The 21,256-nt window shown below is 54.9% G+C and carries 15 protein-coding genes and 2 tRNA genes; 5 read left to right on the top strand and 12 right to left on the bottom strand.

Translation table 11 applies throughout. The features are described 5' to 3' along the window. Nucleotides 1-7: 7 nt before the first annotated feature. Both QMG27_RS04845 and QMG27_RS04840 read right to left on the bottom strand, forming a co-directional pair. On the bottom strand, nt 8-487 hold the full coding sequence (locus QMG27_RS04845; protein ID WP_281813797.1) for a DUF1854 domain-containing protein: 480 nt from the start codon (nt 485-487) through the stop codon (nt 8-10). Continuing rightward, nucleotides 484-2,769 (bottom strand): ABC transporter ATP-binding protein, encoded by a 2,286-nt coding sequence (locus QMG27_RS04840; protein ID WP_281813794.1) that lies wholly within the window; start codon nt 2,767-2,769, stop codon nt 484-486. Before QMG27_RS04840 ends, QMG27_RS04845 begins: the two co-directional genes overlap by 4 nt. Nucleotides 2,770-2,966: 197 nt before the next feature. Between QMG27_RS04840 and cphA (QMG27_RS04835) the strand changes: the two genes are divergently transcribed. After that, entirely contained in the window at nt 2,967-5,180 is a 2,214-nt protein-coding gene (gene cphA / locus QMG27_RS04835; RefSeq protein ID WP_281813791.1) for a cyanophycin synthetase, read from the top strand. Continuing rightward, nucleotides 5,180-7,762, top strand: coding sequence for a cyanophycin synthetase (gene cphA, locus QMG27_RS04830; RefSeq protein ID WP_281813788.1), 2,583 nt, complete (start codon nt 5,180-5,182; stop codon nt 7,760-7,762). Before cphA (QMG27_RS04835) ends, cphA (QMG27_RS04830) begins: the two co-directional genes overlap by 1 nt. 207 nt (nt 7,763-7,969) lie before the next feature. On the opposite strand, the gene QMG27_RS04825 is transcribed toward cphA (QMG27_RS04830), so the two are convergent. The 6 genes from QMG27_RS04825 to ilvD form a co-directional block, all read right to left on the bottom strand. Next, nucleotides 7,970-9,508, bottom strand: a complete 1,539-nt coding sequence (locus QMG27_RS04825; protein ID WP_281814531.1) for a malonyl-CoA synthase — start codon at nt 9,506-9,508, stop codon at nt 7,970-7,972. 10 nt (nt 9,509-9,518) lie between these two features. Continuing rightward, nucleotides 9,519-10,508 carry a tripartite tricarboxylate transporter substrate binding protein gene (locus QMG27_RS04820; RefSeq protein ID WP_281813785.1) on the bottom strand — a complete coding sequence of 330 codons (990 nt, stop codon included), beginning with the start codon at nt 10,506-10,508 and terminating at the stop codon, nt 9,519-9,521. Between the two features lie 31 nt (nt 10,509-10,539). Next, nucleotides 10,540-11,976, bottom strand: coding sequence for a malonyl-CoA decarboxylase (locus tag QMG27_RS04815; protein ID WP_281813782.1), 1,437 nt, complete (start codon nt 11,974-11,976; stop codon nt 10,540-10,542). Between the two features lie 19 nt (nt 11,977-11,995). Next, nucleotides 11,996-12,664 carry a GntR family transcriptional regulator gene (locus QMG27_RS04810; protein ID WP_281813779.1) on the bottom strand — a complete coding sequence of 223 codons (669 nt, stop codon included), beginning with the start codon at nt 12,662-12,664 and terminating at the stop codon, nt 11,996-11,998. A 120-nt stretch (nt 12,665-12,784) separates the two neighbouring features. After that, complete coding sequence (gene lgt / locus QMG27_RS04805) at nt 12,785-13,600, bottom strand: prolipoprotein diacylglyceryl transferase (protein WP_281813776.1); 816 nt, start codon at nt 13,598-13,600, stop codon at nt 12,785-12,787. 17 nt (nt 13,601-13,617) lie between these two features. Then, a complete protein-coding gene (gene ilvD / locus QMG27_RS04800; RefSeq protein WP_281813773.1) occupies nt 13,618-15,474 on the bottom strand; it encodes a dihydroxy-acid dehydratase in 1,857 nt (618 codons plus the stop codon). 169 nt (nt 15,475-15,643) lie between these two features. Between ilvD and QMG27_RS04795 the strand changes: the two genes are divergently transcribed. Both QMG27_RS04795 and QMG27_RS04790 read left to right on the top strand, forming a co-directional pair. Then, entirely contained in the window at nt 15,644-15,955 is a 312-nt protein-coding gene (locus tag QMG27_RS04795) for a c-type cytochrome (protein ID WP_281813771.1), read from the top strand. 91 nt (nt 15,956-16,046) lie between these two features. After that, complete coding sequence (locus QMG27_RS04790) at nt 16,047-17,597, top strand: fumarate hydratase (RefSeq protein WP_281813768.1); 1,551 nt, start codon at nt 16,047-16,049, stop codon at nt 17,595-17,597. A 95-nt stretch (nt 17,598-17,692) separates the two neighbouring features. Here QMG27_RS04790 and QMG27_RS04785 read toward each other — a convergent pair whose 3' ends face one another. Both QMG27_RS04785 and QMG27_RS04780 read right to left on the bottom strand, forming a co-directional pair. After that, the gene (locus QMG27_RS04785; RefSeq protein ID WP_281813766.1) at nt 17,693-18,322 is read right to left on the bottom strand and encodes a DUF6806 family protein; all 630 of its coding nucleotides are present in this window, start codon (nt 18,320-18,322) and stop codon (nt 17,693-17,695) included. A 29-nt stretch (nt 18,323-18,351) separates the two neighbouring features. Continuing rightward, a tRNA-Leu gene (locus tag QMG27_RS04780) sits at nt 18,352-18,441 on the bottom strand. A 154-nt stretch (nt 18,442-18,595) separates the two neighbouring features. Between QMG27_RS04780 and QMG27_RS04775 the strand changes: the two genes are divergently transcribed. Further along, nucleotides 18,596-18,979, top strand: coding sequence for a hypothetical protein (locus tag QMG27_RS04775; protein WP_281813763.1), 384 nt, complete (start codon nt 18,596-18,598; stop codon nt 18,977-18,979). A gap of 48 nt (nt 18,980-19,027) precedes the next feature. On the opposite strand, the gene QMG27_RS04770 is transcribed toward QMG27_RS04775, so the two are convergent. Next, a tRNA-Gly gene (locus tag QMG27_RS04770) sits at nt 19,028-19,103 on the bottom strand. 74 nt (nt 19,104-19,177) lie between these two features. Then, nucleotides 19,178-21,106, bottom strand: coding sequence for a radical SAM protein (locus QMG27_RS04765; protein WP_281813761.1), 1,929 nt, complete (start codon nt 21,104-21,106; stop codon nt 19,178-19,180). Nucleotides 21,107-21,256 lie beyond the last annotated feature (150 nt).

Genomic DNA, 21,256 nt, shown 5'->3' with positions numbered 1-21,256 from the left:
CACTAATTTATAAAAAGCGGTCGAGCAGTTTGCGCGTGTGACGGTCAAGCGATGGCAAATCGCGAATCAAGAACTGAACACCATGCGCGTCGGCCACGATGAGGCGTGTCGCACTTAAGCGGCGAATGTCTTCTTCGCCTTTGAGCACGAGCTGGGTCGGCCCACGGTTGGTTTGCACGCGCCACACACTGGGCGTAGAAAAACTATTCACCCCATCCAAACGCAAAATTTCAGGCATGAATTCGCGTCCTTGCAGGGCTTGCACCACGATGTCTTGTTCGTTCGCAGGCAAGTTGTGCAAGCTCTCAACCCAGGCCAATTCCTTACCCTCGGCGCTCAAGATGGAAATGTTTTGGTCGGGCGATGCAATCGGAAACGCACGCGCCACCACGGCACCTACGTGCTGCGTGCCATCGGCCAAGGTGATGACCAATTTACCAAAAGGGTCAAACGCTAGCGTGAAAGCAGCTGTTAACACGGCACTCATACAGACTCCTTCGTCGAAGCACGCGCCACGGCGTCTTCTGCATTCTTGGCTTGAGCTTCGTACAAGCGGTAGTAAGCGCCTTGACGCGCCATGAGCGTGTCGTGGTCACCCTCTTCCACCACCACACCTTGTTCCATCACGACCAAACGATCGGCTTGGTTCAAGGTCGACAAACGGTGGGCAATGGCAATCGTGGTTCGGCCTTTGACCAAGTTGTCCAAGGCCTTTTGAATTTCTTGCTCTGTTTCGGTGTCCACGGATGCGGTGGCCTCATCCAAGATCAAGATGCGTGGGTTGATCAACAAAGCACGTGCGATGGAGATACGCTGACGTTCGCCACCCGACAAACCTTGACCGCGCTCGCCCACCAAAGAGTCATAGCCTTGCGGCAAACGCAAGATGAATTCATGCGCATGGGCAGCACGGGCGGCCGCTACGATTTCTTCGCGTGTCGCATCGGGCTTGCCGTAGGCGATGTTGTCGGCAATCGTGCCGAAGAACAAGAACGGCTCTTGCAACACCATGCCAATATGGCTGCGGAAGTCCGACAAAGCAATGTTGCGAATGTCGATGCCATCGAGCTTGATCGAGCCTTCGCTCAAGTCGTAGAAGCGGCAAATCAAGTTGACCAAGGTGCTCTTGCCAGAGCCGCTTTGGCCCACCAAACCGATCATTTCACCAGGGCGAATGGTGAGGTTCATGCCGCGAATCACGGCGCGGTTGCCATAGCGGAACCCTGCATCTTGAATTTCAATGCGCCCCTGCAATGGCGTCGGCAATTTTTGAGGGTTGGTGGTTTCAGGCACGCTGGAGACGTGGTCCAAAATTTCAAAAATGCGCTTTGCACCTGCGGCTGCTTTTTGTGTGTGCGAGACGATGCGGCTCATCGAATCCAAGCGGGTGTAAAAGCGACCGATGTAGGCCAAAAACGCAGCCAACACACCCACTGAAATTTGGTTGTGCGACACCAAGTAAATACCAAAGCCCCACACCACCAACAAACCCACCTCAGTCATCAGCGTGACCGTGGGAGAGAACAACGACCACACGAAGTTGATGCGGTCGTTCACGGCTAGGTTGTGTTTGTTGGCATCACGGAAGCGGTTAGCTTCGCGTGTTTCTTGCGCAAAGGCTTTGACCACACGAATACCAGGAATGGTGTCGGCCAACACGTTGGTGAGTTCTGACCAGACGCGGTCAATCTTCTCAAAGCCTGTGCGCAGCTTGTCACGCACGGTGTGAATCAGCCACACGATGAACGGCAGTGGCAACAAGGTGGCAGCAGCCAGCTTGGCGTCAATACTGATCAAGATGGAAGCTGTCATCAAAATCATCAACACATCGGTCGCAAAGTCCAACAAGTGCAGCGACAAGAACACGCAAATGCGGTCGGTCTCTGCGCCAATGCGGTTCATCAAATCGCCCGTGCGGCGGCCACCAAAGTACTCCAACGACAAACGCATCAAATGCTCGTAAGCGGTGGTGCGCAAATCAGCGCCAATGCGCTCAGACACCAAGGCCAAGATATAGGTTTTGAGCCAGCCCAAGCCCCAAGCCAGCAAAGCGGCACCGAACAATCCGCCCAAATACAAATAAACCAAATCATGGTCAATGTCTTTGCCGTTTTGGAACGGAATCAACACATCGTCCATCAACGGCATGGTCAGGTACGGCGGCACCAAGGTCGCTGCAGTAGAGGCCAAAGTCAGCAGAAAACCTGCCAACAAACGCCATTGGTACGGCTTCGCAAATCGCCACAAACGCAAGAGCCCCCAGGTCGAGAGCGGTGCGTGCTGCTCGCGGCTGCACACGGGGCATTCGTCACCCGCATTTTCAAGTTGCAGTTTGCATTGGGGACAGCGAGCTTGAGCCGAAGCAGCCAGTGATTTGCCGTGGGTCAACACCTCAAGGCGTTCGGCAAATTTCTCTTGCAAACGCATGGCCATGACGTTGTGCGTCAGGGTGAAACGCCAGCTGGCTACGCGGTGAGTGGCGTCGATCAAACTGAGAGTGCCTACACCCGCATGGTCGGTGTGGGTCATCTTCATGCCCGCCACCAAGGTCCAACTGTCCCAGACAGGTGACGAACCCGGCTTTTCGGAGGCAAAAAGCACCCTTTGGTCTGTCACAATTAGTAGCCCTAGCGAAAAATGCAATTGGGCGTTCAGGTCAACCTCTAGCCAAGCTAGAACGTTTTCATGAGCAGACAGTTGTGCAATCGCTGAAGTTCGCCAGCCTTCGGGCAGAACAACTTTGGTGGAAGCCGATAAAGAAGAATTCATTATTGGAATTTTGCTGCTTCAATCGATGTCAATCGATGGACGGCAATAAAAATAAAAAAGCAGGAGCTAGGACTTTGTTAAACCCCAGCACGTTAGCAAATGATTGTATCGCCGCAGCCTCGGAGGTCGCTGTGGTGACCTTGGCTCTCCTCCCTGCTTCAGCCACCTCCAACCTCCGCTAAACCTGAAGCTCATTTATGGCATTCAAAGACATCCAAATCCTGCGCATGAACTACTTGCGCGGGCCCAACATCTGGACTTATCGCCCCATCATCGAAGCCCTCATTGATTTAGGCGAGATGGAAGATCACCCTTCCAACAAAATTGATGGTTTCAACGATCGCATCAACGGCTGGTTGCCCGGCTTGGTCGAACACCACTGCGGTGTGGGCCATCGTGGCGGCTTCCTCACCCGATTAGTTGGCGGCACATGGATGGGCCACATCATGGAGCACGTCTCCATCGAGTTACAGCTCTTGGCCGGTGCCCGTGCTGAGTTTGGCAAAGCCCGTGAAATCAGCAAACGAGGCATCTACAAAGTGGTGTTCCGCACCGAGCACGAAGAGTTGGGCCGCGAGAGCTTCCTCGCTGCACGCGAGCTGGTGATGGCTGCGGCCAACAACAAACCATTCGACATCGATGGCACGGTAGAACGCTTGAAAAAGATTGCCGACTTGCGCTGCCTAGGCCCCAGCACGGCCTGCATCGTTGATGCCGCAGTCGAGCGCAAAACTCCCTTCATTCGCCTGACCGAAGGCAACTTGGTGCAGCTGGGCTACGGCGCTAAACAACGCCGCATCTGGACCGCTGAAACCGATCGCACCAGCGCGATTGCCGAAACCATCTCCAGCGACAAGGACTTGACCAAGCGCTTGCTCACGCAATGCGGCATTCCCGTGCCAGAAGGCCAAATCGCCAAAACCGCGGATGAAGCTTGGGAAGCCGCGCAAGACATTGGTCTGCCTGTGGTGGTCAAGCCCCTCGACGGCAACCGTGGCTGGGGCGTTTCACTGGACGTGAATACCCAAGAAGCAGTACGCAAAGCTTGGGTCGCAGCTGAAAAAGAAGGCAGCGAAGTGCTGATTGAACGCTATGTGCGCGGCGACGAACACCGTGTGTTGGTGGTGGGCGACCGCGTGGTTGCCGCTGTACGTGGTGAAACCGCGACCATCACGGGTGATGGCGTGTCCACCGTTGAACAACTGATCGACTCGCAAATCAACACCGACCCACGTCGTGGCGTGGCCGAGGGCTTCCCTCTCGACTTGATCCGCTTAGACACTCCGCGCGGAGAAATGTCTTTGTTGCAAATCCAACGTCAAGGTTTGGAGCCCTCTAGCGTTCCAGAAAAAGGCCGTATTGTGGTGGTGCAACGCAACGGCAATCTCAGCAACGATGTGACTGATTTGGTTCACCCTGAAGTCGCAGCTGTGGCCACCCTCGCAGCACGCGTGATTGGTTTGGACATTGCTGGCATCGACATCGTCACGCAAGACATCTCACGCCCTTTGGAAGAAACACAAGGCGCCATCATTGAAGTCAACGCAGGCCCAGGCTTGCTGATGCACGTCAAACCTGCCGTTGGCCAACCCCGCCCTGTGGGCAAAGCCATCGTCGAACATTTGTTTGGCCCTAATGAGTCGGGCCGCATTCCTGTGGTGGGCATTGTGGGTAGCCAGCAAACGACAGAGCTGTCGCAACTCGTGGCGTGGTTGCTTCACCTGTCTGGCAAGCGTACTGGTCTAGCCTGTAAAGATGGGCTCTACATGGATCAACAGCACTTGGGTAAAACTGACGCACGTGGCTTTGAAACTTCAGAGCGTTTGCTCATCAATCGCGCGCTGGATGCGGCGGTCTTTGAAACCACACCCGCACACATCTTGGACGAAGGCTTGGCCTACGACCGCTGCTTGGTCGGCGTGGTCACCAACATGCCTGAAACAACAGCTGCGCTGATTGAAAAACACGACATTCAAACCGCCGAGCAAATGCGCACCGTCATTCGCACGCAAGTCGACCTGGTGCTGCCAGAAGGTGCAGCGGTGCTCAACGCAGACGAAGAAGCAGTGACCACTTTGGCTGAGCTGAGCGATGGCGAAGTGGTTTACTACGCCAAAGCACAAGACAACGCGACTTTAAAGGCTCACTTGCAAGCGGGTGGCCGCGCTGTGTTCTGCAAAGACGGCCACGTCACCTTGGCGCGTGGCGACCAAGAAACACAACTGTTCCACCTCGACCTAGAGTTGATTGCACGTTTACTCAAAGACGGCTTGCAGATCTCGACCCTACTGGCCGCTGTGGCCACAGCCTGGTCGCTGGACATTGCACCGCTGCTGATTCGCGCAGGCTTGAAAAATTTCGGACAACAAAACCAACAGGTTGCCAAAGACATTGCAAGGATGAATGGCTAATGGAAGTCTCTCGTATTCGCGCCCTGCGCGGCCCTAACCTCTGGACCCGTCACACCGCGGTGGAAGCCATGGTCAAGTGCGAAGATGCACAAGTTGACCTGAGCGAACACCCTGAGTTTGAAAGCCGTTTACGCAACCTGTTTCCGGGCTTGGGCACTTTGCGGCCCACCAATCACAAGGTCAAGCTCAGCATGGCGCATGCCCTCGAAGCCACTACCTTGCATTTGCAAATCGAAGCAGGTTGCCCCGTCACCTTCAGCCGAACCACCCCCACCACGGACCACGGTTTATACCAAGTCGCTGTGGAGTACACCGAAGAGCAAGTCGGCATCATGGCCATCAAACTGGCGCACGAGTTGTGCTTGGCCGCGCTCAACAACGCCAGCTTTGATGTCGACGCAGCCATTCACCAACTACGTGAACTTGACGAAGACATTCGCCTAGGCCCTTCGACCGGCTCCATCGTGAACGCGGCCATCGCACGCGGTATTCCCTACCGTCGCTTGACCGAAGGCAGCTTGGTTCAGTTGGGCTGGGGCAGCAAACAACGCCGCATCCAAGCCGCGGAGATTGATTCCACCAGCGCGATTGCCGAGTCGATTGCGCAAGACAAGGAACTCACCAAGAAGCTGCTGCATGCGGCTGGTGTGCCTGTGCCGTTGGGACGTCCTGTTACCAGCGCTGATGATGCTTGGGCTGCCGCTCAAGAAATTGGCCTGCCTGTGGTGGTCAAACCACGCGATGGCAACCAAGGCAAAGGCATCTCCGTCAACGTCACCACAGAGGCCGGCGTGAAAGAGGCTTACCTCGCTGCCGTGGCCCACCGTGATGATGTTTTGGTCGAGCGTTTCTTACCCGGCAGCGATTACCGATTGCTGGTGGTGGGCAACAAACTCGTCGCCGCTGCGCGCCGCGAGCCACCACTGGTCATTGGCAACGGCAAAAACACCGTGAGAGAGTTGGTAGACATCGTCAATGCCGACCCACGTCGTGGCGAAGGCCATGCCACATCGTTGACCAAAATCCGTTTTGACGACATTGCCATTGCGCGTCTCAAAGAGCAAGGCTTTGAAGCCAACTCCGTACCCGCCAAAGGCGAGCGCGTGATTTTGCGCAACAACGCCAATCTCTCAACCGGCGGCACTGCCACCGACGTGACCGACGACGTTCACCCCGAAGTGGCGCTGCGCGCAATTGCGGCCGCGCAAATGGTGGGCCTAGACATCTGCGGCGTCGACGTGGTGTGTGATTCCGTGCTGCGCCCACTCGAAGAGCAAGGTGGTGGCGTGGTTGAGGTCAACGCTGCCCCAGGCCTGCGCATGCACCTCAGCCCCTCATTCGGCAAAGGTCGCGATGTGGGCGAAGCCGTCATGGCCACCATGTTCCCAGATGGCGGCGATGGCCGTATTCCTGTGATTGCCGTGACTGGCACCAATGGCAAAACCACCACCGTGCGTTTGACCGCTCATCTCTTGCGCGCCAATGGTTTGCGCGTGGGCATGACCAACACCGATGGCGTCTATGTCAACGGCCGTCAAACCGACAGCGGTGACTGCAGCGGCCCACGCAGCGGTCGCAACGTGCTGGCACACCCTGATGTGGATGCAGCCGTACTCGAAACCGCACGCGGCGGTATGTTGCGCGAAGGCCTGGCCTTTGACCGCTGCCAAGTGGCTGTGGTGACCAACATCGGCATGGGCGATCATTTAGGCTTGAACTACATCACCACCGTCGAAGACTTGGCGGTGTTGAAACGTGTGATTGTGCAAAACGTAGCTGAATCAGGCACAGCCGTGCTGAACGCTACTGACCCCATCGTGGCAGCCATGGCCAATAAGTGTCCGGGCCAAGTGACCTTCTTTGGTTTGGACTCACACCACCCTGTCATTGCCACGCACCGTGCCCAAGGCAAACGCGTGTTGTTTGTGGAGGACGATCAAATCGTGGCCATGCAAGGCAACCATTCGGTGCGCATTCCTTTGTCAGAAATCCCCGTCACACGCGGTGGTGCGATCAGCTTCCAAATTGAAAATGCCATGGCCTCCATCGGTGCTGCATGGGCGGTGGGCGTGCCTTGGCAAACCATCTGCAAAGGCTTGGCCACTTTCGTGAGCGACAGCAATGCCGTGCCCGGACGCTTCAACGTGTTCGACTACAAAGGCGCCACCGTGATTGCCGACTACGGCCACAACCCAGACGCCATCAAGGCACTGGTGCAAGCGGTGACCAACCTGCCCGCGCAACGCCGCAGTGTGGTCATCAGCGGCGCAGGTGACCGCCGTGACGAAGACATCCGTGAGCAAACACGCATCATTGGTGAAGCGTTTGACGATGTGGTGTTGTACCAAGACGCGTGTCAGCGTGGCCGTGTGGATGGCGAGGTGTTGAAGCTGTTGCGTCAAGGTTTGGACGGCGCGAAACGCACCTCACACATCGACGAAATTCACGGTGAGTTTTTGGCGATTGACCGCGCGATGGATCGTTTGCAAAAAGGCGACTTGTGCTTGATCTTGATTGATCAAGTGGATGAGGCTTTGGCGCACATCACGCAGCGGGTGAACTCGGCGGCTTTGGCTGGCTAAGTTTTTCTGCTTCCATTAAAAAGCCACTCTTTTTAGGAGTGGCTTTTTTGTTTGTTCGTCTGTTCTTCTATCGCTGATGCTGACGGGGCTGTGCGGCGGCTGCCTCATGCTGGAGTACCAGAAATCGTCAGCAGCCGCACAGCCCCATCAGCATCCGAGTTGTGTGTCATCAACCGGTTGAATGCCACTTCTCGGAGCCAAGGTAACTTAAAACAAGCCTTTGTACTGGTCGCGCAGCAAGTTCTTTTGCACCTTACCCATGGTGTTGCGTGGCAGCTCAGCCACCACAAAACACTTCTTTGGAATTTTGAAGTTCGCCAGCTGTGATTTGAGGGCTGCGATGACGGCATCGGGCTCAATGTGTGCGCCTGGTTTGGCAATCACCACCGCCACGCCCACTTCGCCAAAGTCGGGGTGCGGTACACCGATCAACGCGCTTTCGGCAACACCTGGCATTTCATTGATGTAGCCCTCAATTTCTGCGGGATACACGTTGTAGCCACCGCTGATGATGAGGTCTTTGCTGCGGCCCACGATGACCACGTAGCCACGCTCATCGATCTTGCCCACGTCACCGGTTTTGAAAAAACCGTCTGCGGTAAATTCTTCTTTGGTTTTTTCGGGCATGCGCCAGTAGCCGCCAAACACATTGGGGCCTTTGACTTGGATGCCGCCAATTTCACCCACGGGCAATGCCTTGCCTTCGTCGTCTTGCACACGCAGAGAAACGCCAGGCAACGGGAAACCTACCGTACCGCCACGACGCTCCGTTTGACCGGGGTAGCGCGCATCGGCTGCATAGGGGTTGGAGGTGAGCATGACGGTTTCGCTCATGCCGTAGCGTTCGAGGATGGTTTGACCTGTGCGCTCTTGCCACTCGTTGAATGTTTCCAACAACAACGGGGCTGAACCTGCCACAAACAAACGCATGTTCGACGCTTGCGCTTTGGTCAGGCTTGGCTCAGCCAGCATGCGCACATACAACGTGGGCACGCCCATGAACACGGTGGCTTCGGGCATTTTGGCGATGACGAGTTTGGGGTCGAACTTGGACATCCAAATCATCTTGCTGCCGTTGAGTAATGCACCGTGGATGGCCACAAACAAACCGTGCACATGGAAGATGGGTAGCGCATGAATGAGCACATCGCCGGGTTTCCAGCCCCAGTAGTCTTTGAGCGTTTGTGCATTGCTGAGCATATTGCCGTGCGAGAGCATCGCGCCTTTGCTACGGCCTGTGGTGCCGCTGGTGTACAAAATGGCGGCCAAGTCATCGGCTTTGTTTTGTACCACTTGGTGTTGGTCAGAGCAGTGCGCGGCACGCTCTAACAAACTGCCAGTGCGGTTATCGTCCAAGGTGAACACGTTTTGCGTGCCCGATTTGAAAGCGATCTTGCTGACCCAACCAAAGTTTTTGCTGCTGCACACCACCACGGCGGGCTCGGCGTTGCCAATGAAATACTCAATCTCAGCGCTTTGGTAAGCCGTATTCAAAGGCAAGAACACATAACCCGCACGTAAGGTGGCGAGGTAGAGCATGACGGCCTCGACCGACTTCTCCACTTGCACGGCCACGCGTGAGCCTTTGGAGATGTGCAGAGAGTCCAGTAAGTTGGCCATCATCGCGCTGGCACGCTCAAGATCTGACCAGCTGTAGAACAAGCCATCGTCAGTTTCGATGGCAGTTGCGTTCAAGTCTTTGGGAAACGCGGCACGCAAAGCCGCATACAGGTTGTGATTCATGATCAGTATTCAGTTAGTCAAGTTTCGCGCCTGAAGCTTTCACCACAGAAGCCCAGCGTTTGATTTCGTTGTGCACAAAGGTGCCAAATTGTGCGCTCGTCATGTTCGGAAAGTCCGCGCCGTTGTTTGCCCACGCCACTTTGAGGTCTTCACCGGCGGAGGCTTTTTTCACTTCCTCCAAGATGCGCGCTTGCACATCAGCAGGTGTGCCTTTGGGTGCCCACAAGCCATACCACGTACTCACTGTGTAGTCGGGCAACCCCAACTCTGCCGCACACGGCACATCAGGGAATGCGGGGTTGCGTTTGTTGCCAGACACCATCAAAGCTTTCAGACGACCGCCTTTGATGTGCTGCGCTGAAGAACCTAAACCATCAAACATCATGTCCACATTGCCGCCAATCAAGTCTTGCAAAGCTGGGCCTGCGCCTCGGTAGGGAATGTGGGTGATGAAAGTGTTGGTTTGCAGCTTGAACAATTCGCCCGCCATGTGGTGCGAAGTGCCACCACCTGCCGAGCCGTAGTTGAATTTGCCTGGGTTTTTGCGCAAATCAGCCAAGAAGGATTTGAAATCGCCTGTGATCTTCTTGGGGTTGACCACCAGCACCTGTGGCACTTGCGCAATGAGCGTCAGCGGCACAAAGTCACGTTCCAAGTCGTAGTCGAGCTTGGGATACATCGAGGGTGCAATGGAGTGATGCACCGCGCCCATGAACAAGGTGTAACCATCGGGCGCTGCCTTGGCTGCGATGCCTGCACCTAAATTACCCCCTACACCGCCTCGGTTGTCAATCACCAAGGTCTTACCACTTTGCTTGGCAAACTGTGCTGAAAATGGACGCGCAAACGCATCGGTGCCACCACCTGCTGGGAACGGAACAATCAAGGTGACAGGTTTGGTGGGCCAAGCGGTTTGGGCTTGCACGCCCAAGCACATGGCCGCACATGCGGCAGCGGTCAAGCACATCCACTGTCGACGGGTGTTGGTTTTGAAAAATGTCATGGCTGTCTCCTGATGTTTGAATGAAATTAACTCACTTGAAATACATGTCTTCCACATCGCCAGAGGCTGGCGCAATGCCCTTTTCCAGCATTTGACGATGCTTGTCTAAACGTTTGAGGTCATAGAGGTAATTGACCATCAAGCCATGCGATTGCTTGATGCCTTTGGCAGACGGGTCGGCAAACCAATTGATACGCTCAATGCGTGCACCATTGCCCAAGTGAAAACGCGCCACAGGGTCAAGCACTTGCTCCCCTTGTTTGGCTTGCCCTAAATAGTGCGCACCTGCTCGGGTGAGGAATTGACGCAGCGGTGATTTAGCCGACAAAGCACCCAAGACCTGCGGTTGTTCAATGGCCGCCAACACATGCGTGGGCGTCGGAGGCTCAAAGCTGATTTCTCGCCCCAAGGCCGACAACTCTTTTTCGTTCAAATGCCCAAGCAGTTCTTCCACGTTCTTGGCTAGCCATGGACGCAAACCTGGAATGGGCGACAAGGTGGCGAAGGTTTTCAACTTGGGGAACTCGGCGCGTAATGTTTCCACCACACGTTTGATGAGCGAGTCACCAAAGCTCACGCCTTTCAAACCACCTTGCGTGTTGCTGATGGAGTAAAAAATAGCGACGGTTGCTTTTTGCAAATCTTCGGGAGCCGCAGACTCATCGAGCAGCGGCATGATGTTGTCAGCCATCTCATGCAGCAACGCCACCTCCACAAAAATCAGAGGTTCATTGGGCAAACTGGGGTGAAAGAAACCATAGCAACGACGGTCGCTGTCTAAACGATTTTTCAAGTCAGCCCAGCTGCGAATGTCGTGCACGGCTTCGTACTTGATGAGTTTTTCAATCAACGAGGCAGGCGAATCCCAGCTGATGCTGCGCAGCTCTAAGAAAGCCACGTCAAACCATGTAGAGAACAGATTTTCTAGCTCTGCATCTAAGGCTTGCAAACGCTTGTTACCTTTGAGATGCGGCAGTAGCTCTGCACGCAAATCGACCAAGAAACGCATCCCCCCAGCAGACGCTGCAAAGCGCTGAAGCAAACGCGTGCGGGGTGACACCAAAGCGCGACGCAAACGAATCTCTGCGGGGCCTTCATCGACGGTGCCCAGGGCTGCGTCGTAGTCGTCACGTGCAGCGCGCACTTTGACGGCATCGGGACCAAACTGTTCGCTGATGAGTAGCCACACATCTTGGCGTTCTGCGGGCTCTGCTTTGACATACCAATCTGCCAGTGCTTTGGCGCGGCGACCGCCCTCCACTTCGCTCACGCGTGGGTCCACCACGGCTTGCAAGAGCGTGAGCGTTCGGCGCAAGGTGCGCGGCGACAGCGCTTCTTTCTTTTGGCGCAACGTCGCGTCTAAGCGTTCGCGTGTAGAGCGGTCTTCTTGCTTGGGGGCCTCTGCCGCAGCGGGGGCCGAGTTGCGAAGCAAATTGAGTTTGCTGCTGAGCCAAGTGGTCGCGTTCATCCCATTCCTCTTTCTAGGTTTAAGCCGTCAAGACACTGCGTTTGCTTGAAGCGAGCTCGCGCAAGGCCTCACGTTGCTTCAACAAATGGTCACGCATGGCTGCATCAGCACCTGCAGCATCACCTGCTTTGAGTGCGGCAAACACCGCCATGTGTTCTTTCAAACTTTGCTTCAAACGCCCGGGTGCGTGCAGCTGCTGCAAGCGGGCGAGCTTCAAAATTTTGCGCAAATCAGCAATGGTTTGAGCCAACCATTTGTTGTTAGCCAACTGAATGATGGCTTCATGAATGGCGAAGTTGGCTTCGTAGTAATCGTTGATGCGCCCGGCATCGGCATGCTGTTTGAGGCGCTGGTGCCAAACCTCTAGCGCTTGCACATCCGCAGGTGTAGCACGTTGGGTGGCATCGAATGCGCAGCGGCCTTCGAGCATGGCGATGACAGGAAAAATTTCATCCAAGTCTTGCTCGGTGACTTCATTCACAAAGCAACCACGACGAGGCTCGTGTCGAACCAAGCCTTCGGCAGTGAGTACCTTGAGTGCCTCACGCAGCGGTGTACGTGAGATGGCCCACAACTCGCACAAAGTGACTTCGTCAATGAAACTGCCCGGCCTGAGCTGACCATCAAAGATGTAGTTGCGCAGCTGTGAAGCTACGTCATCGTGCAAAGAGCTGGGGAGCGTGCGCATGAGGTTGAAGGGCTCTGTTAACTTCTCTGTAATTACGCATAATTATGAGATCTAAAAAGCGAATACCCCGCCCCAATTCGCTGGGACTTTCCCGCAGGGACTAACCCTTAACTCAAGAAATTAAGCCGGTTGAGGTTGGCGTGCAGCATGCAGCCACAAGGCCACACCCACCAGGACCATCGGCACGCACAGCCATTGGCCCATGCTCATACCCAAAGCCAGCAAGCCCAGATGCGCATCAGGCTCACGGAAATATTCGGCCATGAAGCGCAAGCTGCCATAACCAATCATGAACACACCCGACACCGCGCCAATGGCGCGAGGCTTACGCGCATAAAGCCACAAGACGATGAACAACAAAATACCTTCGCCCAAGAACTGATAGATCTGCGAAGGATGGCGCGCAATCAAAGTTCCGCTTTGCGGAAACACCATGGCCCAAGCCAAGTCTGGGTCAGCCGCCCTGCCCCACAACTCGCCGTTGATGAAGTTACCCACACGGCCTGCAGCCAGCCCGGTAGGAACACAAGGCGCGATGAAATCAGTCACCCACAACCATGGGCGATGACGCTGCCATGCAAACACCGCCGTGGCCACAAACACCCCCAACATGCCACCATGAAAACTCATGCCACCTTGCCACACGGCAAACACTTCGAGCGGGTGAGCCAAGTAGTAACTCGGGTTGTAAAACACGCAGTAGCCAATGCGCCCGCCTAAGACCACGCCCATCACACCGTAAAACAAAATGTCTTCAATGTCTTGTTTGGACCAAGAACCCAACACCACTTGCGCGGCATAGGGTTCATGCTTCAAACGCAAATGGCCCAAACCCACAAACAAGGCGAATGCAGCCAGATAGGTCAGACCGTACCAGTGAACGGCAATGGGCCCCACTGCAATCGCAACGGGGTCAAACTGAGGGTGAATCAGCATGTGGGATCAGTCTCGGGTCAGTCGAGCAAGGACAAATCGCGCACCGCGCCTTTGTCTGCCGAAGTGGCTAACTTGGCGTAGGCCTTCAAGGCAGAAGACACTTTACGTGGGCGTGGCAGCGCAGGCTTCCAACCCAGCTTGTCTTGTTCGACACGGCGCTTAGCCAACTCTTCGTCGCTCACCAACACATTGATGCTGCGGTTCGGGATGTCGATGCGAATACGGTCGCCGTTCTTGACCAAGCCAATCGTGCCGCCTGCTGCCGCTTCGGGCGAGCAGTGACCAATCGACAAACCTGAAGTGCCGCCAGAGAAACGACCATCGGTGAGCAAGGCGCAAGCCTTGCCCAAACCCTTGGACTTGATGTAGCTGGTGGGGTACAGCATTTCTTGCATGCCGGGGCCACCTTTGGGGCCTTCGTAGCGCACCACCACGATGTCGCCAGCTTTGACTTGGTCGTTCAAGATGTGCTCTACCGCTTCGTCTTGGCTTTCCACCACATGGGCGGGGCCTTCAAAGACCAGCAAGCTGTCGTCCACGCCCGCGGTCTTCACCACGCAACCGTCGAGCGCGATGTTGCCGCGCAACACGGCCAAGCCGCCTTCTTTGCTGAACGCGTGCTCGAAGGATCGGATGCAACCCTCGGCACGATCGGTGTCAAGGCTGGGCCAACGTGTGTTTTGGCTGAACGCCACTTGCGTTGGAATGCCTGCGGGACCTGCCATGTAAAAGTGCTTCACTTCGTCGGAAGGGTTGCGCGCAATGTCCCACTTGTCCAACGCCTCTTTCATGGTTTTGGCGTGCACGGTGGGCACATCGGTATGCAGCTTGCCCGCACGGTCGAGCTCGCCCAAGATACCCATGATGCCGCCTGCGCGGTGCACGTCTTCGATGTGGTACTTGTTGGTGTTGGGTGCGACCTTGCACAGCTGAGGCACGATCTTGGACATGCGGTCGATGTCAGCCATGGTGAATTCAATTTCAGCTTCTTGCGCAATGGCCAGCAAATGCAAGATGGTGTTGGTCGAACCACCCATGGCGATGTCCAACGCAATCGCGTTCTCAAACGCTTTGAAGCCCATCGAGCGTGGCAACAAGCTCTCGTCGCCTTGCTCGTAGTAGCGCTTGGCCATGTCCACAATCGTGCGGCCTGCTTGCTTGAACAACTGCTCACGATCAGCATGTGTTGCCACCACTGTGCCGTTGCCAGGCAAAGCCAAGCCCAAAGCTTCGGCCAAACAGTTCATTGAGTTGGCAGTGAACATGCCCGAGCACGAACCGCATGTAGGACACGCTGAACGTTCGACCTCTGCCAAATCGGCATCGCTGACTTTGCTGTCAGCGGCCATGACCATGGCGTCGATCAAATCGAGTTTTTTGATTTCAATGGTTTTTGTTTCAGGATTAGCCAAGCGAGCTTTGCCCGCTTCCATCGGACCACCCGACACAAAGATGACGGGGATGTTCAAACGCATCGCAGCCATCAACATGCCGGGGGTGATCTTGTCGCAGTTGGAGATGCACACGATGGCATCCGCGCAATGCGCATTGACCATGTACTCGACCGAGTCAGCAATGATGTCGCGACTAGGCAGTGAATACAGCATGCCGTCATGGCCCATGGCAATGCCGTCGTCGACCGCGATGGTGTTGAACTCTTTGGCCACACCGCCTGCCGCTTCAATCTCACGGGCCACAAGTTGCCCCAAGTCTTTCAAGTGCACATGGCCAGGCACAAACTGCGTGAACGAGTTGGCAATGGCAATGATGGGCTTTTGAAAATCGTCGTCTTTCATGCCTGTGGCACGCCACAAGGAGCGGGCACCCGCCATATTGCGGCCAGCGGTAGAAGTCTTGGAACGATATGCAGGCATGTGAGAAGCTCCGATGAAAAAGTATGTCGATTAAGTCTTTTGATTATCGCCCACGCCCCAATACCCAGATGTCTGGGCATGTCATGTTCGCCACACCACGAACACGAAAGTGCACATGAATTCAGCACGCTAAACTGTCTTTATCTCAGTCCCCTTCGGAGACATCCTTATGAAAAAGCATCTTATTTTTTTCACTGTTGCAGCAGTCAGCTTCATGACCTCTCCTGCGTGGGCTGATCTTGCGTTGGCTACTTCTAAAAATTGCCTTGCTTGTCATGCGGTAGACAAAAAGCTAGTGGGCCCTGCCTACAAAGATGTCGCGGCCAAATATGCAGGCGACAAAAGTGCAGCCGACAAACTGGCCACCAAGATTCAAAAAGGCGGCGCAGGCGTTTGGGGGCCAGTGCCCATGCCCGCCAATACGCAAGTGAATGATGCAGAAGCCAAGAAATTGGCAGCTTGGGTGCTCAGCACCAAATAACGACGCGCCCTTGCGGTGCAAGCATCAAGACAGCGGCTTTGAGTAAACTCAGCCGCTGTTTTTACTTCTGGCCTTTTTTCAGGACTTCTCCATGACCACGATCCGCCAAAACGACCTGATTGAATCGGTCGCCGCCGCCCTGCAATACATCAGCTACTACCACCCTGCTGATTTCATTTCGCACTTGGCCAGCGCCTACGAACGCGAACAAAGCCCTGCGGCCAAAGACGCGATTGCGCAAATCTTGACCAACAGCAAGATGAGCGCGTTTGGTCATCGCCCCATTTGCCAAGACACCGGTATCGTCAACGTGTTCTTGAAAATCGGTATGGATGTGCGCTGGGAAGGCTTTACTGGCAGCTTGGAAGACGCCATCAACGAAGGCGTGCGCCGTGGCTACAACCACCCCGACAACATGCTGCGCGCCTCGGTGGTAGACGACCCTCAGTTCGCTCGCAAAAACACCAAAGACAACACACCTGCGGTGATCTTCACGCAAATCGTGCCTGGCAACAAAGTGGACATCACCGTCGCAGCCAAAGGCGGCGGCAGCGAAAACAAATCGAAGATGTACATGCTCAACCCCAGCGACAACATCGTCGATTGGGTCTTGAAAACTGTGCCCACGATGGGTGCGGGCTGGTGCCCTCCCGGCATGTTGGGCATTGGCATTGGCGGCACCGCTGAAAAAGCCGTGCTCATGGCCAAAGAAAGCTTGATGGACGACTTGGACATGTACCAGTTGCTCGAGAAATCCAGCAAAGGTGAAAAACTCAGCCAAGTCGAAGAACTGCGCTTGGAGCTGTACCACAAGGTCAACGCCTTGGGCATTGGCGCACAAGGCTTGGGCGGCTTGACCACGGTGCTCGATGTGAAGATCAAGATGTACCCCACGCATGCGGCCAGCAAGCCCATCGCGATGATTCCCAACTGCGCCGCCACCCGCCACGCCCACTTTGTGATGGACGGCTCAGGCCCCGTGTTCTTGGAAGCCCCCTCGTTGGACCTGTGGCCCAACGTCGACTGGACACCCAACACACAGCAAAGCAAACGTGTGGACCTCAACACCCTCACCAAAGAAGAGGTGGCGAGCTGGAAACCCGGCCAAACCATTTTGCTCAACGGCAAGATGTTGACCGGCCGCGATGCCGCACACAAGCGCATCCAAGACATGCTGGCCAAAGGCGAGAAGTTGCCTGTGGACTTCACCAACCGCGTGATTTACTACGTCGGCCCCGTGGACCCCGTGCGCGACGAAGTCGTGGGCCCCGCAGGCCCCACCACAGCCACCCGCATGGACAAGTTCACCGAGATGATGTTGTCGCAAACTGGCTTGATCTCGATGGTGGGCAAAGCCGAACGCGGCCCGACTGCCATTGAAGCCATCAAAAAGCACAAGTCGGCCTACCTCATGGCCGTGGGCGGTGCGGCTTACCTCGTGTCCAAGGCGATTAAAAACGCCAAGGTGGTGGGTTTTGCCGACCTCGGCATGGAAGCCATTTACGAGTTCGACGTGGTCGACATGCCCGTGACTGTAGCGGTCGACTCAGGTGGCACCAGCGCTCACATCACTGGCCCAGCCGAGTGGGAAAAGCGCATTGCCTCCGGCGAATTCAAAGGCATTGGTATTAAGGCGAACTGATCGAAGCCACTGAATGAAAAAGCCGCTCTAGCATGAGCGGCTTTTTTATATCTGAACACGAGGGAGCAGCGAGGCGCTTCTGTGTTTTGACAGCCTCAGTGCAAGTGCCGAGGCTTGCGGCCACCATGACCGCCACCACCGTGACCTCCATTGGGGCCGCGTGGTGTGCGGCCCAAATCCAAAGAGTTCACGAGGTTGTCAAAACGGTCTGAGAAAAGTTTGTCAATTTCATTGACCACGCCGCCCAACTCTGCGCCATCGAAATGACGCTCCATCAAATGAATCACATCATTGACGAGCATGTCACGTTGGGCTTGCATGATGTCTGCAGGCGTGGGGCCGACAAAAAGCATCATGAAATCATCACGTGAGTTTTGGCCTCGCGACTCATCCTCTTCATCAAAGTCGTTGTCATAAAACGTGACTTCAATCGCAGCGCCTGCAGCTGTGAGTTCGTTCAAATTCATGCACATGTCATCGAGGCTTTGGCGGAAGTCATCATCACCAGAAACCGTCCAGCACATTTGCAAGGTATGTTCTTCTGGGTTGAAACGAATGCCTGGCTCTTCGGGGTATGAGCTGCTTGCACCATCTTCCAGCGATGCAGCACCTGCATACTGCCAAAGCGGTCGCAGTGCGTCATGCAACTGGTCTACGCCGACTTCGGGCTGCAAGGGGACTAGTCCATGCACATGGATTTCATACGCGGCGTTGTAGCGTGCCATGACGAAACTCCTTCCTTGTGCTGATTCAGTGGTGCCCGAGGCCGGAATCGAACCGGCACGCCCCTTACGGAAGCGAGAGATTTTAAGTCTCTTGTGTCTACCAATTTCACCACTCGGGCAGTGTCTTTGTGATTGCAGATTTTACGTCAGACCACCTTTGAGACTCGGGCAATTCATGACCGATTGAGGATATTTTTTCGTCTATATTGGCGGTGAATTTTTTTAAGCCATGCTTAAAACGTCAAATCTTAAAGTCCACTAAGGAATACTTCCATGACACCACGCATTGCCTCTCACTTTTTGCTCGCAGCTCTTCTTGGCTTGAGCCTCAACTTGACACACGCTGCGGACAAAAAAGAAACCGCTGACCCCGTGGTCAAGAAATCAGATGCAGGAATTTGCCATGACAAAACCAGCACGTCCTACGGAAATACCAAGAAGTTCACAGGTTTTGCGTCCATGGATGAATGCATCAAGAGTGGCGGTCGCGCTGCTGCTGGACAACCCGCCGCGGCGGCTGATCCGATCGTGAAAAAGTCTGACTCTGGCATTTGTCACGACAAAAACAGCCCAAGCTACGAGCGCACCAAGAAATTCACAGAATTCAAGACTGTGGATGAATGCGTCAAAAGTGGCGGCTCATTACCTAAAAAATAAATACCAATAGAAAAAGCCCTCAGACTTTCATCTGAGGGCTTTTAAATTTGGAGCGGGAAACGAGGCTCGAACTCGCGACCTCAACCTTGGCAAGGTTGCGCTCTACCAACTGAGCTATTCCCGCGTGGAGTGTTTAATTCCGAAGCCGCTATTCTAATCACAAATTCGCTGGTTTTTAGCTCAGGGGCAAAGAAAAAATCAATACCCCAGTGCTTTTGCAATTTTGTGACGGGCCACCGTGGGCTTGGGGCATTGCCCTTTGGGCAATTCAAACCACACACGCACATCAGTCTCTAACCCCACGCCGTGCATGTAGTTGTAAATGGCTTTTTTCAACCCTCGCCCCAAGGTGTCGTGATCAGTCCCTGTGGGGTCGATGAAAGCAATATCGTTCTTAGCAAAGCTCACGGACGGCAATGGAACCACCTGTACGCCATAGTCAGTCGGGTTTTGGCCCACAGGTGAATGCACCGTGCAGGCAAAGCGATGAAAGAAGCCACTTTGAATGCAACCGTTTTCAAAGAGTTGACGCACATATTCCAATGCATCCACGGTGTCTTGCAGCGTTTGCGTGGGAAACCCGTACATGAGATAGGCATGCACCAAAATGCCGGCATCTGAAAACCCTTTGGTCACCTGCGCCACTTGCTCAACTGAGACGCCTTTTTTCATGAGCGTCAGCAAGCGATCGGAGGCCACCTCCAAGCCTCCCGACATGGCAATACAACCACTTTGAGCCAACAGCTCTGCCAACTCCGGGGTGAAGGTTTTTTCAAAACGAATATTGCCCCACCAAGAGATATGCACCTGACGGCGCAATAGTTCTTCAGCCAAGGCTTTCAGAGCTTTGGGCGGAGCAGCTTCGTCTACGAAGTGAAACCCAGTCTGCCCTGTTTCTGCCACGATTTTTTCGATCCGATCCACCAAGGTTGAAGCAGAGGCGGTTTCGTAGCGAGAGATGTAGTCGAGACTCACATCGCAAAAGCTGCATTTTTTCCAATAACACCCATGCGCCACCGTCAACTTGTTCCAGCGGCCATCGCTCCACAAACGATGCATGGGGTTGAGCATGTCGAGCAAAGACAAATAACGATCTAAAGGCAAGCCATCCCAAGTGGGTGTTCCCACCTCTTCAAAGGGCACATCCGGTTCGGCCCAGTTCATGAGTTGTACATGCCCCGATTCGTTACGCACAAAGGTACGCACCAAACGTTGAACACTGCGCTTGCCGTGTAAATGCTCAATCAACGCGAGCAAAGGTCGTTCTCCCGCATCTAAGCTGATGAAGTCCACGTAGTCAAAAACACGTGGCTCGGTCAGCTCGCGCAGTTCTGTATTCACAAAGCCGCCCCCTAAGCCAATGCGAATGTGCGGATGATGCGCCTTGATGGTCTGAGCCATGCGAAACGCCGCATACACAGCACCTGGAAATGGCACCGACAACAACACCAGTTGAGGTTGGTGCTTCGCAATGGTTGCCAAGGTCAGCGCGTGGAGCGTGCGATCCACCAAGGTAGGGGGCGCGGCCAAGGCCTGAGCTAATGGTTCAAAGCTAGCTTGACTGCCGGCCAATTGCTCGGCATAACGAACGAACTCAAACCGACTATCTACAGCATCTCGCAGCACATCGGCCAAGTCATTCAAATACAGGGTGGCCAAATGGCGCGCACGGTCATGTTGCCCCAATGCGCCAAAGGCCCAAGCCAACGGGTCGCCACTGCCCTCATCGTCATATGCATCCAAAGCGGCAAAACGAGGTCCCTCTGGCAAGAAGCCACGCCCTGCGATGCGATGACTCAACGTAGAGTCACGACCTTGCAAAAAGGCGATGACAAGCGCAACAGTAGATTGATAGCGCCCAAAGTAATCCAAGAAGTAATTGACACAAGCCGTGCGCTCCGCTTCTGGCCGTGCCAGCGCGCAATCTCTGACGTGCGCCAAGCCCTCTGGCGTGAACAAGGCCAACACCAATCCCAACGCCAAGTCTTCTTGCACTGCGTCCACCCCCTGAGTGCGCAAAAAACCCGTCAAATAAGCGGTGGACGGGTAAGGCGTGTTGAGTTGCGTCATCGGGGGGATGAGGCTCAAAACGCGAAAAGTAGAAGACGCAGACGGAGTGCTAGACATGGTTGACATCATTATCGACGGCACGCATGGGCATTAGCCCCAAGCCCGAGGATGATTAAATTCTGGAAAAATCATCAAAATTACTAAAGCCTATCGGTTTGATGCCGACAACCCATGGCTAACTCTCTTTTTAACCACAACAAGGACATT

This window comes from Limnohabitans sp. MORI2, assembly GCF_027925025.1.
Classification (GTDB): domain Bacteria; phylum Pseudomonadota; class Gammaproteobacteria; order Burkholderiales; family Burkholderiaceae_C; genus Limnohabitans.
Note: the sequence above shows the minus strand (reverse complement) of the source record. Positions and strands in the feature narration are given on the sequence as shown.